The organism is Bacteroides sp. PHL 2737 (genome assembly GCF_004115325.2).
Classification (GTDB): domain Bacteria; phylum Bacteroidota; class Bacteroidia; order Bacteroidales; family Bacteroidaceae; genus Bacteroides; species Bacteroides hominis.
This window is the reverse complement of record NZ_CP040630.1, coordinates 5,396,551-5,410,585: the sequence shown is the minus strand read 5'-3', so window position 1 is coordinate 5,410,585 and position 14,035 is coordinate 5,396,551. Positions and strand designations below refer to the sequence as shown.

The window sequence follows — 14,035 nt, the reverse complement described above, 5'->3', positions numbered from 1 at the left end:
AAATCATAAATCGTTAAATTGTAAATTTTAGTACATGAGTAAAGATATAATTTCAGGCGGTGAAGCATTAATGCGTTCTTTGGAATATCATGGTGTAAAGACGATCTTTGGTTATCCCGGAGGTTCCATCATGCCGGTATTCGATGCCTTATATGACCATAGGGAGACTTTGAATCACATTTTGGTTCGCCATGAACAGGGAGCGGCACATGCTGCTCAGGGGTTTGCCCGTGCTTCGGGTGAAGTAGGGGTTTGTCTGGTGACAAGTGGCCCCGGGGCTACTAATACCATTACCGGTATTGCGGATGCGATGATTGACAGTACACCGATTGTGGTGATTGCCGGACAGGTGGGAACGGCTTTTCTCGGTACGGATGCTTTTCAGGAAGTCGACCTGGTAGGTATTACACAACCGATCACGAAGTGGAGTTATCAGATTCGCCGTGCCGAAGATGTTCCGTGGGCAGTGGCCCGTGCTTTTTATATTGCCAAAAGCGGACGCCCGGGACCGGTAGTGCTTGACTTTGCAAAAAATGCTCAGGTGGAGAAGGCGGAATATTCTCCTACAAAGCTTGATTTTATACGCAGCTATGTGCCTGTACCCGAGACCGATCCGGAGGCTGTGAAAGTAGCTGCCGAATTAATTAACGGTGCGGAACGGCCCTTGGTATTGGTAGGTCAGGGTGTGGAGTTGGGCAATGCCCAGCAGGAACTGCGTGCTTTTATCGAAAAAGCAGGCATGCCCGCCGGATGTACGCTGCTGGGACTGTCGGCCTTACCGACTGAACACCCTCTGAATAAAGGTATGTTGGGAATGCATGGTAATCTCGGACCGAACATGAACACCAATAAATGTGATGTCTTGATCGCTGTCGGTATGCGTTTTGACGACCGTGTGACCGGCAATTTAGCCACCTATGCTAAACAGGCTAAAGTGATTCATTTTGATATTGATCCGGCTGAGGTGAATAAGAATGTACATGCGGATGTAGCAGTATTGGGTGACTGTAAAGAAACACTTGCCACGGTAACGGCATTGCTTCAACCCAATGAGCATAAAGAGTGGCTGGATAGTTTCCTGCCTTATGAACAGGTGGAAGAAGAAAAGGTGATCCGTCCGGAATTGCACCCGATGGGCGATACGCTTTCAATGGGAGAAGTGGTGCGTGCAGTAAGCGATGCAACGAATCATGAAGCAGTATTGGTAACTGATGTAGGGCAGAACCAGATGATGTCTGCCCGATACTTTAAATACTCAAAGGATCGTAGCATTATTACCTCCGGAGGGCTCGGCACTATGGGATTCGGGCTTCCTGCCGCTATCGGTGCTACTTTTGGCCGACCGGACCGTACGGTTTGTGTATTTATGGGTGACGGTGGTTTGCAAATGAACATTCAGGAGCTGGGAACCATTATGGAACAGAAGGCACCGGTTAAAATCATCGTATTGAATAATAATTTTCTGGGAAATGTACGCCAATGGCAGGCAATGTTTTTTAACCGTAAATATTCGTTTACACCCATGTTGAATCCTGATTATATCAAGATTGCTTCTGCTTACGATATACCGGCCAAAAGGGTTTTCACCCGTGAAGAACTGGCTGATGCGATAGAGGAAATGATTGCGACAGAGGGTCCGTTCCTGTTGGAAGCCTGTGTGATTGAAGAGGGGAATGTGTTGCCGATGACTCCTCCGGGAGGTTCGGTTAATCAGATGTTGTTGGAATGCTAATAATTTAGAGGTTATGGATAAAACATTATATACGTTAATTGTTCATTCAGAGAACTTTGCCGGATTGTTGAATCAGGTTACGGCGGTATTTACCCGTCGGCAGATTAATATAGAAAGTCTGAATGTTTCGGCTTCTTCCATCAAGGGGGTACATAAGTACACCATTACAGCCTGGACTGACAAGGATACGATTGAGAAGGTTGTCAAGCAGATTGAGAAGAAAATAGACGTGCTTCAGGCGCATTATTTCACTGAAGATGAAATTTATTTCCATGAAATAGCACTTTACAAAGTGTCTATGCCGGAATTTCAGTCACAACCGGAGGCGTCGAAAGTGATCCGTCGTTACAACGCACGGATTGTAGAAGTTAATCCGGTATTTGCCATTGTCGAGAAGAATGGAATCAGTGAGGAAATTACTTCCCTCTACGAAGAATTGAGCGTATTGAACTGTGTGTTGCAGTTTGTGCGTTCGGGGCGGGTGGCCATCACTACCAGTTGTTTTGAACGCGTGAACGAATTTCTGGCAGATCGTGAAACCAAATATAACTTAAGCAAAGGAGAGGAAAAGTAGATGAGTGATGCGAATAAGATAGGAAGTTATAAGTTTATTGCGGAACCTTTTCATGTCGACTTCAAGGGGCGTTTGACAATGGGGGTGCTCGGTAATCATCTGTTAAATTGCGCCGGTTTTCATGCCAGTGAACGTGGGTTCGGGATTGCTACATTGAATGAAGACAATTATACCTGGGTACTGTCCCGTCTGGCCATCGATCTGGAAGAGATGCCTTATCAATATGAAGAGTTTACCGTACAGACGTGGGTGGAGAATGTATACCGTCTTTTTACAGACCGTAATTTTGCTATCCTGAACAAAGATGGCAAGAAGATCGGGTATGCCCGTTCGGTATGGGCGATGATTAATCTGAATACCCGTAAACCTGCCGATTTGCTGACATTGCATGGCGGCAGTATCGTGGATTATGTATGTGACGAACCTTGCCCCATTGAGAAACCTTCGCGCATCAAAGTGACAACAGACAAGCCTTCTGCTAAGTTGACCGCTAAGTATAGTGATATTGATATCAATGGCCATGTAAACAGTATTCGTTATATAGAGCATATCTTGGATTTATTCCCCATTCAATTATATATGAGGAAACAAATTCAGAGGTTTGAAATGGCCTATGTGGCGGAGAGTTATTACGGTGACGAACTTTCTTTCTTTGAAGAGGAGGTGAACGAAGATGAGTATCACGTAGAGATAAAGAAAAACGATTGTGAAGTGGTTTGCCGTGCAAAAGTGAAGTTTGTATAGTTTAAAATATAATAGGATGAAAAAAATAGTTTTTCTTTTACTGCTTTTTGTTTCTTGCCGGGTGGGTGCCCAGCAGTTTCATTTGATTCCTAAAGTTGGTTTGAACTTGGCCAACACTACCGGGGAAGTGGATTCTAAAGTACGTCCCGGACTTAATGTGGGATTGGGTGGCGATGTGATGCTGACTGAACGGTTCGGAATAGAAGCAGGAGTGTACTACTCAATGCAGGGAAGTAAATATAACGGTAATGGGGTTTCTTATACGGACAAGTTGGATTATATAAACATCCCGGTATATGCGAAAGAATTCATATATAAAGGATTGTATCTATTCGGAGGTCCGCAGTTTAGTTTTAATGTGAACTCAGAGAATAAAGCATCTTCGGATCATGCGACCACAGTTATAGGTATGAACGTGATTCGTACGTTTGATTGTGGTGTGGGACTTGGTGCCGGATATCAGTTTGAGCGTGGCTTGCTGGTTTCTCTTAACTATAATATCGGATTGATTAATGTAAACAAAGCGTGGGCAAGTAATTCTAATCCGAAAGCAAACAATAGTGTGGTGCAGCTTAATGTAGGCTGGCGGTTTGCACTATAATAAATAAAGAATATAAGTTTAATTATTAATAATCGGTTTTGCTTCCTAAATAAGATGGAGCAGGACTTTTAAAACAAAAAAGAAAAATGGCACAATTGAATTTTGGCGGTGTTACGGAGAATGTAGTAACCCGTGAAGAATTTCCTTTGGAAAAAGCTCGTGAAGTATTGAAAAATGAAACAATCGCTGTTATCGGTTACGGTGTGCAGGGACCGGGTCAGTCACTGAATTTGCGTGATAACGGTTTCAATGTGATCGTTGGTCAGCGTCCGGGAAAAACATATGAAAAAGCAGTGGCAGACGGCTGGGTTCCGGGTGAAACACTGTTCGGCATCGAAGAGGCTTGCGAGAAAGGTACTATTGTGATGTGTCTGTTGTCAGATGCTGCCGTAATGTCTGTATGGCCTACTATCAAACCTTACCTGACTGCCGGAAAAGCGCTCTACTTCTCTCATGGTTTTGCAATCACCTGGAGTGACCGTACCGGTGTCGTTCCACCGAAAGATATCGATGTGATCATGGTTGCTCCCAAGGGATCGGGCACTTCACTTCGTACGATGTTCCTTGAAGGCCGTGGACTGAACTCTTCATACGCTATCTATCAGGATACTACCGGAAGAGCTATGGAGAGAACCATTGCATTAGGTATTGGAGTTGGTTCAGGATATTTGTTTGAGACTACTTTCGTTCGTGAAGCTACTTCTGACCTTACAGGCGAACGCGGTTCGCTGATGGGAGCTATACAAGGACTGCTGCTGGCTCAGTATGAGGTTTTGCGTGAAAACGGTCATACTCCATCTGAAGCATTTAATGAAACAGTAGAAGAGCTGACTCAGTCATTGATGCCTTTGTTTGCTAAGAATGGTATGGATTGGATGTATGCCAACTGTTCTACGACAGCTCAGCGTGGTGCTCTTGATTGGATGGGCCCGTTCCACGACGCAATCAAGCCCGTTGTTCAGAAATTATATAATAGTGTCAAGACAGGTAATGAAGCACAAATTTCTATTGATTCCAATTCAAAACCGGATTATCGCGAGAAACTGGAAGCAGAACTGAAGGCATTGCGTGAAAGCGAAATGTGGCAGACAGCCGTAACAGTTCGTAAACTTCGTCCGGAAAATAATTAATCAGAATATACAAGTTTTGATAAGAGGGAGAATGATTGTTCTTCCTCTTTTTATTTTATTGGTATTTAGTGTATTGTGTATTTGAAATGAAGCGTATATGTTGTATAATATGAAAAATAAGTCTGTTTGTTGGATAAATGTATCAAGTTTTATATATACCTTTGTAGTCTAATTCACAAACAAACTATTTGTCAATATGAAAAATCGTGTTTATGCAACGAAAAAGATGCTGGGAGTATTACTAAGTACTCTTTTATTGGGATGTGTGATTGTGGGATGTATTGATGAGAAAGATCACTATAAACCAGATGAAAAACCGTCCGGGGTAGCTAATTCCTTTGATTTTGCAACTACACAAGATGTCCAATTGGATCTGAAGTATGATATTCCTACAGAGAATTATCAGGTATTATTTGAACTGTATTTTGAGAATCCGTTGACAATTGATGCTGACGGACAGGTTGTGAAGCGCACTGATATCGACCCCAAGGTGGTGAGAATGACTGATGGAACCGGAGTATATCGTGCCAAAGAAACAATCCCGGCTTATGGCGAGGAAGTATATATTTATACCTCTTATATCGGAGTACCAATGTTGTATAAAACTAAAATAGAAGGGAATACAATAATGGCTGATATAAACTGGGATACGGCTGCCGAAGCATCTGTGCAGACACGTGTAGGTGGTGAGTATCAAACGGTGCCTGAAGGATTTTATACTTTGGGCAGTTGGGATATAAAAGGGAGACCTAACTATTTGGATAATGAAGGTGTTATTGAATTGACCCCCGCATTTTACAGAACAATTAATAAAACTATACCGGAGGGTGGAATTTGCCCTCAGAAATATCGCCAGTCGGTTGATTTTATGATTAATGACGAACATGGTGCCGAAGTGAAGGTGCGTTTTGTCGGAGGAGAAAGTTCGGCATATAGTGCGTTTGGCTATTATTGCTATCCGGAAGGAGCAACTGTCGCTCAGATTCGGAAAGCTAAAAAGTACGTTGTATTCCCCAATACCAAAGCAGGAGTCGGCATTAAAGGCGGGGAGTGTGTAAAACTACATTATATTGATGCTGACGGAGAAGATAAGGGAACTGTATTCCCAAAAGGGACTAAAATAGGCTGGTTTATTAGTAATAACGCTTTTACGGGGAAAGGGACGACTACTAATGGCAATGTAGGTAAGGGAGAAAGAATGTTCTATTCAACTACTGCATTAAATAACGATCAACGTAAGCATACAGCTGCATTTAAAATAAATGAATTTATTGTATTATCGTTTGAAGATTGGACAAGTCAGGATTATAATGATGTTATGTTTAATGTCTGGTCAAATCCGATAGAGGCTATTATCCCTCCCGATATGCCCTCGGTTGATCCGGAAGATCCGGACGATCAGTCAATAGCCTATAAAATGACGTATAAAGGAATTTTGGCTTTTGAAGATAATTGGCCTTCTAAAGGTGATTATGACCTGAATGATGTGATTGTGAAATATAATTCGGTTTTGAGTTTTAACACCAAAAATCAAGTACTTTCTACTGAGGATACTTTTACTGCTATGTGGTCAGGAGCGTTATTTAAGAATGGCTTTGCTTACCAAATGAATACAGAAAGGGCAAATGTAGAAGAGTGTGACTTCACCGAGGGGAAATCGGCTTGGGGAAGTCAGGGGTTGGATAATGAATTAGGCCAGGCTACTGTTGCTGTATTTGCCAATGCTATTGAAGAGACCGGTAGCAATACAAAGACCTCTGCATTTAAGATACGGAATAAATTTAAGCAACCTGTAGATCATGAAACTTTTGGAGTGGCTCCCTACAATTCATTCATCTTCTTGCACCAGAATACAGGAAAGGATCGTACGGAAGTACATTTGGTAAACCATAAACCAACTGATAAGGTAAATACGGCTCTCTTTGGAAGCCAGCAGGATTTATCGGATACAGATAAAGGGATCTATTACGTGTCAGACCAGAATTATCCGTTTGCTATTCATTTGGCAGATGTTGAAACATTCAATACGGAAGAGAAGGAATCTATTGATCAATCATATCCGCGTTTTGCTTCATGGGCAAAATCTGGTGGAAAGACAGATAAGGATTGGTATTTGAAGAAATAAGCAGACTGCTGCTTTATTGTAAACGAGGTTGTCAAAACTCATCACAGAGAACACAGAGTAGCACAGAGGTGGTTTAAGTTGCTGATTATTAGTAAAAAGACTCTGAGATGCTCTGTGTTATTCCGTGGTGAGTTTTGACATAACTTCGTTTTTTTGTTATCGGTATTTTTATGAATTTTGCCTGAGTCCATTGATATACTCAATTAACTTTCTGTAGAAAGCGTGTTTGCTCATGGTTGTGGCATCACCCAATATTACCAGTTTCATTCTGGCACGGGTGATGGCTACGTTCATTCGCCTTAAGTCATTGAGAAATCCGATCTGTCCGTTTTCATTGGCTCGTACCAAACTGATAAAGATAACATCACGTTCTTGTCCCTGAAAACCATCTACTGTGTTGACAGTGATTCGGTTACGGTAGGGGCGAAAGAATGGATTTCCTTTTATTTTATTCCGTAAATATTGTACCTGGGCCTTATAAGGTGAAATAAGTCCAAAGTCTATACACTCTTCTGCCACTCGGTTTTCTCCGATTTTGCGGATATAATTTTCCAGTTCTTGCAACAGCAGATTGGCTTCCGGTTTATTGATACGTCCGAAACTTTCTCCAACGAACTCTTCATGAAAGTCCATTTCCGAAGTATCGATCCAATTTATGGGAGTGTCCAGCTCGAGTATTCCCCGGTGAGAAATTTCCGGTGCGGCTTCCAGCTCACCTTGATAGAACCAGGCGGAAGGAAACTGCATGATGGAGCGATGCATGCGATATTGTATTTTCAGCAGAGAAACGGCTTCTTGCTTGTTCATTACGACTTTTTCCATTAATGTGCGGTCTAAACCGCTTCGCGCGGCCTCCATACATTTAATGGTTGGAGGGAGTTGGCAATGATCTCCTGCGAGGATTACACGGTCTGCTTTTCGGATAGCTATCCAGCAGGCAGCTTCCAGGGCCTGTGCGGCTTCGTCGATAAAGAGGGTGCTGAAATGCCGTCCGGTGAGAATCCGGTGATTACTGCTAACCAGTGTCGATGCAATGACACGGGCACTGGAAAAGAGGTCTTCGTTGATTAGTATTTCAAGTTCAGTGGCACGCTCTTTCAGGCGGAGTATTCGGTTACGTGTGGATTCGCGTTCAGAATATCCTCCTTTACGCAGATGATTCCCCATGTCACGAATGGATTTACGAATACCCCATAACTCGGTATATGCCGGATGACTTTCGAAACGGCGTTCGTAGGTAAACGAAAGCATTTTGTCGTTTACCCGGCTGGGATTGCCGATGCGTAGTACAGGCACTCCGCGGTCTACCAACTTTTCCGCAATCCAGTCGACGGCCGTATTACTTTGCGCACATACCAGCACTTGGTTTTCACGATGCAATGTTTCGTAGACAGCTTCTACGAGGGTAGTGGTTTTACCTGTTCCCGGAGGTCCGTGTACGATAGCCACGTCTTTGGCACGTAGCACTTTGTTAACGGCTTCCTCTTGTGTGGTGTTCAGCCAGGGGAAGCGTACCGGATATATCTCTCTCCATTGCGAGGGTTGTTTACTAAGTAAAATATCACGTAGTTGGGCGAGGCGATTACCTTTTGCACGAATCACGTCTTCCAAGGCTTCGAACATACTGCGGTAGGAAGTTTCATCGAAATACAACTGTACACCCAGTCTGTCTGCTCCTTGTATTTCAAGAAGTGCACCTGCTCCGGGTACCACGACTACCATACGCTCTTCATCTGCATAGCTTACGGTGTAGATGGAATTGAAATAATGTATGCTGCCATCATAGCCCTGTTCGAAAAAGCAGACAGGACGTCCGAATTCAAATGAATGTTCTATCTCTTTATCTTCTTGACGTTCTATTTCTATCACAAGTTGGTTCAGCGAATTATAAAAACTTCTGCCTGTACTGACGGGATACCAGCAAAGCCCTCGCTTCACTTTCCTCGCAATGCCCATCGTTTCTGTCTGCTTGCGAAATTCTTCTTTTTCATATTCATATTCCATACGTAGCAAAAGCTGTTGGCGTTGAAGATCGCTAAGTGGGGAAGAAGAGTTTGTATTATAATCGTTCATGCTAATGGGGTGCGGGTTAAATTTCCGGCAAAGATAACAAATCTGTTTCCGGATTGGAATAAACATTTCAATTTGTTAAACCTTTCTTTCGTATAATTGGTTATAATAAATAGAAGAACAGATAAAACCAAAATTGTTATGGTATATGATTTGAATATGTTAAAGAGCTTCTATACATCCTATAAAGGGAAAATGGAGCATGTTCGTGCAGCACTGAAGCGTCCTTTGACGTTGGCTGAAAAGATTTTGTATGCACATTTGTATAATGTGGCGGATTTAAAGAATTATGAACGGGGAGAGGACTATGTCAATTTTCGTCCGGACCGTGTTGCAATGCAGGATGCAACGGCTCAAATGGCCTTGTTGCAATTTATGAATGCCGGGAAAGATACAGTGGCAGTACCTTCCACGGTACACTGCGATCATTTGATACAAGCTTACCGGGGTGCTGAACGTGACATTGAAACAGCTACACAAACCAACCGGGAGGTGTATGATTTCTTGCGTGATGTTTCCTCTCGTTATGGCATTGGTTTCTGGAAGCCGGGAGCGGGCATCATTCATCAGGTGGTGCTTGAGAATTATGCTTTTCCGGGTGGGATGATGGTCGGTACCGACTCGCATACCCCGAATGCCGGAGGGCTTGGAATGGTGGCGATCGGTGTAGGTGGTGCCGATGCTGTGGATGTGATGACAGGTATGGAGTGGGAACTTAAGATGCCGAAATTGATCGGGGTACGTCTGACAGGAGAGTTGAATGGATGGACAGCTCCCAAAGATGTCATACTGAAATTGGCCGGTATCCTGACCGTGAAAGGAGGAACAAACGCTATTATCGAATATTTTGGATCGGGTACGGCTTCGTTATCGGCCACGGGAAAAGCTACAATCTGTAATATGGGTGCTGAAGTAGGAGCTACTACCTCTCTTTTCCCTTATGATGAACGTATGGCTGTTTATCTGAAAGCAACCGGACGCGAGGAAGTGGCTGTGATGGCCGACAGTGTAGCTGCCGATTTGCGTGCAGACGACGAAGTAATGGCACGTCCGGAAGATTTTTATGACCGGGTTATCGAAATAAATCTTTCAGAGTTGGAACCTTATATTAATGGTCCGTTTACTCCGGATGCCGCCACTCCTATTTCAGAATTTGCTGAAAAGGTAGTAATGAACGGTTATCCCCGGAAAATGGAAGTAGGTTTGATAGGTTCCTGTACCAACTCTTCTTATCAGGACATCAGCCGTGCGGCTTCCGTAGCCCGGCAGGTGAATGAGAAGAACCTGGGAGTGGCATCACCACTGATTGTAAATCCGGGTTCCGAACAGATCCGTGCGACAGCCGAGCGTGACGGTATGATGGATGTATTTGAAAAGATGGGTGCTACTATCATGGCTAATGCCTGCGGTCCTTGTATCGGCCAGTGGAAACGCCATACAGACGATCCGACCCGTAAAAACTCTATTGTGACTTCATTTAACCGCAATTTTGCCAAACGTGCTGACGGTAACCCGAATACTTTTGCTTTTGTGGCTTCACCCGAGATTGTTCTGGCACTAACTATTGCCGGCGATCTTTGTTTCAACCCGTTGAAAGACCGTTTGGTTAACCATGACGGTGAAAAGGTGAAACTTAGTGAACCTACGGGGGATGAACTGCCATCTGCCGGATTTGTTGCCGGCAATCAGGGATATCAGGCTCCTACGGGTGAGAAAGCTGAGATTAAGGTTGCTCCGGATTCTCAGCGTTTACAGTTACTGACTCCTTTCCCTGCATGGGACGGCAATGATTTTCTCAATATGCCGCTGCTTATCAAAGCACAGGGAAAATGCACCACAGATCATATCTCGATGGCAGGTCCCTGGCTTCGGTTTCGTGGCCATTTGGAAAACATTTCCGATAATATGTTGATGGGAGCGGTGAATGCATTCAATGGCGAAACGAATAAGGTCTGGAACCGTTTGACCAATACATATGAAACTGTTTCGGGTACCGCAAAACAGTATAAAGCGGATGATATCTCTTCCATTGTAGTAGCCGAAGAAAATTATGGCGAGGGTTCAAGTCGTGAGCATGCTGCCATGGAACCGCGTTTTCTGAATGTGAAGGTGATTCTGGCCAAAAGCTTTGCCCGCATTCATGAAACCAATCTGAAAAAACAGGGTATGTTGGCCGTTACTTTTGTAGATAAAGCCGATTATGACCGGATTCGTGAGCACGATTTAATCTCGGTAGTTGGATTAAAAGAGTTTTCGCCCGGACATAACCTGGAGGTGATTTTGCATCACGAAGATGGCACTGAAGAACGGTTTGCGGTACAGCATACTTACAATGAACAGCAGATTGGCTGGTTCCGAGCTGGATCGGCTTTGAACGCCAAATAGCTTGTAGATAGCTTTCCGGGACTTGTTTTAGGTTTTAAATCAATAAATCTTTGGTTTTAAACCAATGGAACCTGACTTTGGAACACGATTGGAGGAGTATATAAAAAAATAAATCAATGAGTAAAATTACCAAACAGAAAGATGGGGGATTGTTGGTGCCGGATGTACCGACAATACCTTTTATAACAGGTGATGGAGTAGGGGCGGAAATCACTCCTGCCATGCAGGCAATAGTAAATGCGGCGGTAGACGTATCGTATGGTGGCAGCCGTCATATCGAATGGAAAGAAGTATTGGCTGGTGAACGTGCTTTTCGGGCAACGGGTTCATGGTTACCTGATGAAACGATGGAGGCTTTTAAGGAATATCTGATCGGCATCAAAGGACCGTTGACAACTCCGGTCGGCGGGGGAATCCGTTCGTTGAATGTGGCTCTCCGCCAGACGCTCGACTTATACGTTTGCTTGCGTCCGGTGCGCTGGTTTCGTGGAGTGGTGTCTCCCGTCAAAGAGCCTGAGAAGGTGAATATGCACATCTTTCGTGAAAACACGGAAGATATCTATGCCGGGATCGAGTGGGAAGCAGGTACTCCGGAGGCAAGAAAATTCTATAAGTTTTTGCACGATGAGATGGGAGTCAGTAAAGTACGTTTTCCCGAAACCTCTTCTTTCGGGGTGAAGCCGGTTTCGCGTGAAGGTACAGAGCGTCTGGTACGTGCCGCGTGCCGCTATGCATTGCAGCATGAACTGCCTTCAGTCACTTTGGTGCACAAAGGCAATATCATGAAATTCACCGAAGGAGGTTTTAAAAAATGGGGATACGAGTTGGCTGAACGTGAGTTTTCCGATGCGATTGCTTCAGGCAAGCTGGTGATTAAAGATTGTATCGCTGATGCCTTTTTGCAGAACACTCTCTTGATTCCTGAAGACTATTCGGTTATCGCCACTTTGAATCTGAACGGAGATTATATTTCCGATCAGTTGGCAGCCATGGTAGGAGGTATCGGTATCGCGCCGGGAGCCAATATCAACTATGACTCCGGACATGCCATTTTTGAGGCTACCCATGGGACGGCTCCCAACATTGCCGGAAAGGGAGTGGTCAATCCTTGTTCGTTGATACTTTCGGCCGTCATGATGCTTGAATATCTGGGTTGGCAGGAGCCTGCCGACCTGATTGTAGAGGCGCTTGAAGCCAGTTTTGCCGAAGGGAAAGCCACCAATGACCTGGCGCGCTTCATGCACAAAGGGCAGCCACTTTCTACCTCCGAATTTACAGAAGAAATCATTAACCGAATTAAAAATTAATACCTTCAGGACATGAAAAAAGAATATTTGATTTATAAACTTTCCGAGGCAATGAAAGATTGTACCCGGATTGACACCGATTTATTTCCGAAGTTTGACGTAAAACGGGGGCTTCGTAACGAAGACGGTACAGGTGTGTTAGTCGGATTGACTAAGATTGGTAATGTCGTAGGTTATGAGCGAATTCCCGGAGGGGGATTGAAGCCTATTCCCGGAAAGCTGTTCTATCGGGGATATGATCTGGAAGACTTGGCACATGCCATTCTGAAAGAAAAACGTTTTGGATTTGAAGAAGTTGCTTATTTATTGTTATCCGGCAGTTTGCCCGATAAAGAAGAACTGGCTTCGTTTAGGGAACTAATCAATGATAATATGCCTTTGGAACAAAAAACCAAGATGAATATCATTGAACTTGAGGGGAACAATATTATGAACATTCTGGCTCGCAGTGTACTTGAAATGTATCGTTTTGATTCCAATCCGGATGACACTTCACGTGATAACCTGATGCGTCAGAGCATTGATCTGATCTCAAAGTTCCCCACAATCATCGCTTATGCCTTCAATATGTTGCGTCATGCCACTTTCGGCCGTTCGTTACACATCCGTCATCCGCAGGAGAATTTGTCGATTGCCGAGAATTTCCTTTATATGCTGAAACGGGATTATACCGAACTGGACGCGCGTACACTTGACCTTTTGCTGGTGCTCCAGGCGGAACACGGAGGAGGTAACAACTCTACTTTTACGGTTCGTGTAACTTCATCTACCGGTACAGATACATATTCGGCTATTGCCGCAGGTATCGGTTCGTTGAAAGGTCCGCTCCATGGAGGTGCCAATATTCAGGTGGCCGACATGTTCCATCATTTGCAGGAAAATATTCAGGACTGGACCAATGTGGATGAGATTGACACTTACTTTACCCGTATGCTGAACAAAGAGGTTTATAATAAGACCGGATTGATCTATGGTATCGGGCATGCCGTGTATACCATTTCCGATCCTCGTGCCGTATTGCTGAAGGAACTTGCACGTGACCTGGCACATGAGAAAGGGCGTGAACGCGAATTTGCTTTCCTTGAACTTCTGGAAGAGCGTGCCATTGCCACATTCGGTAAGATTAAGAATAATGGAAAAACGGTGTCCAGCAACGTCGATTTTTATTCCGGTTTTGTATACGAAATGATTGGCTTGCCACAAGAAATCTACACTCCTTTGTTTGCTATGGCACGTATTGTCGGTTGGTGTGCCCATCGTAATGAAGAATTGAATTTTGAAGGCAAACGTATCATTCGTCCGGCTTACAAGAATGTGTTGGAAGAAGAAAAATATGTGCCGTTGAAAAAAAGATAAAAGAAAAGTCT

Annotated in this window: 10 protein-coding genes; 9 read left to right on the top strand and 1 reads right to left on the bottom strand. The window is 44.0% G+C overall.

Going from position 1 to position 14,035, the window contains the following annotated elements:
* The first annotated feature begins 34 nt into the window (after positions 1–34).
* The 6 genes from ilvB to DBK98_RS22515 all read left to right on the top strand — a co-directional run bounded on the left by ilvB (position 35) and on the right by DBK98_RS22515 (position 6,906).
* The gene (ilvB, locus tag DBK98_RS22540) at positions 35–1,732 is read left to right on the top strand and encodes a biosynthetic-type acetolactate synthase large subunit (RefSeq protein WP_032536827.1); all 1,698 of its coding nucleotides are present in this window, start codon (positions 35–37) and stop codon (positions 1,730–1,732) included.
* Between the two features lie 13 nt (positions 1,733–1,745).
* On the top strand, positions 1,746–2,306 hold the full coding sequence (ilvN, locus tag DBK98_RS22535; protein WP_005808314.1) for an acetolactate synthase small subunit: 561 nt from the start codon (positions 1,746–1,748) through the stop codon (positions 2,304–2,306).
* Entirely contained in the window at positions 2,307–3,050 is a 744-nt protein-coding gene (locus tag DBK98_RS22530) for an acyl-[acyl-carrier-protein] thioesterase (protein WP_005781287.1), read from the top strand. It begins immediately after the preceding gene.
* Positions 3,051–3,066: 16 nt separating this feature from the next.
* Positions 3,067–3,651, top strand: a complete 585-nt coding sequence (locus DBK98_RS22525; RefSeq protein WP_005808313.1) for a porin family protein — start codon at positions 3,067–3,069, stop codon at positions 3,649–3,651.
* A gap of 86 nt (positions 3,652–3,737) precedes the next feature.
* Positions 3,738–4,781 carry a ketol-acid reductoisomerase gene (ilvC, locus tag DBK98_RS22520; RefSeq protein WP_032536828.1) on the top strand — a complete coding sequence of 348 codons (1,044 nt, stop codon included), beginning with the start codon at positions 3,738–3,740 and terminating at the stop codon, positions 4,779–4,781.
* 196 nt (positions 4,782–4,977) lie between these two features.
* Entirely contained in the window at positions 4,978–6,906 is a 1,929-nt protein-coding gene (locus DBK98_RS22515; RefSeq protein ID WP_032536829.1) for an LruC domain-containing protein, read from the top strand.
* Positions 6,907–7,074: 168 nt separating this feature from the next.
* On the opposite strand, the gene DBK98_RS22510 is transcribed toward DBK98_RS22515, so the two are convergent.
* Positions 7,075–8,979 (bottom strand): AAA domain-containing protein, encoded by a 1,905-nt coding sequence (locus tag DBK98_RS22510; RefSeq protein WP_032536837.1) that lies wholly within the window; start codon positions 8,977–8,979, stop codon positions 7,075–7,077.
* A 138-nt stretch (positions 8,980–9,117) separates the two neighbouring features.
* Here DBK98_RS22510 and DBK98_RS22505 point away from each other — a divergent pair, with 138 nt between their 5' ends.
* From DBK98_RS22505 to DBK98_RS22495, 3 genes are all read left to right on the top strand, one after another.
* On the top strand, positions 9,118–11,361 hold the full coding sequence (locus tag DBK98_RS22505; RefSeq protein ID WP_005821648.1) for an aconitate hydratase: 2,244 nt from the start codon (positions 9,118–9,120) through the stop codon (positions 11,359–11,361).
* Between the two features lie 116 nt (positions 11,362–11,477).
* Positions 11,478–12,668 (top strand): NADP-dependent isocitrate dehydrogenase, encoded by a 1,191-nt coding sequence (icd, locus tag DBK98_RS22500; protein WP_005781277.1) that lies wholly within the window; start codon positions 11,478–11,480, stop codon positions 12,666–12,668.
* A gap of 12 nt (positions 12,669–12,680) precedes the next feature.
* On the top strand, positions 12,681–14,024 hold the full coding sequence (locus DBK98_RS22495; protein ID WP_005781276.1) for a citrate/2-methylcitrate synthase: 1,344 nt from the start codon (positions 12,681–12,683) through the stop codon (positions 14,022–14,024).
* Positions 14,025–14,035 lie beyond the last annotated feature (11 nt).

Excerpts from the sequence above, each read along its gene's own strand:
- DBK98_RS22530 (WP_005781287.1), top strand. The coding sequence starts at position 2,307 with ATGAGTGATGCGAATAAGATAGGAAGTTATAAGTTTATTGCGGAACCT.
- DBK98_RS22510 (WP_032536837.1), bottom strand. The coding sequence starts at position 8,979 with ATGAACGATTATAATACAAACTCTTCTTCCCCACTTAGCGATCTTCAA.
- ilvC (WP_032536828.1), top strand. The coding sequence starts at position 3,738 with ATGGCACAATTGAATTTTGGCGGTGTTACGGAGAATGTAGTAACCCGT.
- DBK98_RS22525 (WP_005808313.1), top strand. The coding sequence starts at position 3,067 with ATGAAAAAAATAGTTTTTCTTTTACTGCTTTTTGTTTCTTGCCGGGTG.
- DBK98_RS22505 (WP_005821648.1), top strand. The coding sequence starts at position 9,118 with ATGGTATATGATTTGAATATGTTAAAGAGCTTCTATACATCCTATAAA.
- DBK98_RS22495 (WP_005781276.1), top strand. The coding sequence starts at position 12,681 with ATGAAAAAAGAATATTTGATTTATAAACTTTCCGAGGCAATGAAAGAT.
- DBK98_RS22515 (WP_032536829.1), top strand. The coding sequence starts at position 4,978 with ATGAAAAATCGTGTTTATGCAACGAAAAAGATGCTGGGAGTATTACTA.
- ilvB (WP_032536827.1), top strand. The coding sequence starts at position 35 with ATGAGTAAAGATATAATTTCAGGCGGTGAAGCATTAATGCGTTCTTTG.
- icd (WP_005781277.1), top strand. The coding sequence starts at position 11,478 with ATGAGTAAAATTACCAAACAGAAAGATGGGGGATTGTTGGTGCCGGAT.
- ilvN (WP_005808314.1), top strand. The coding sequence starts at position 1,746 with ATGGATAAAACATTATATACGTTAATTGTTCATTCAGAGAACTTTGCC.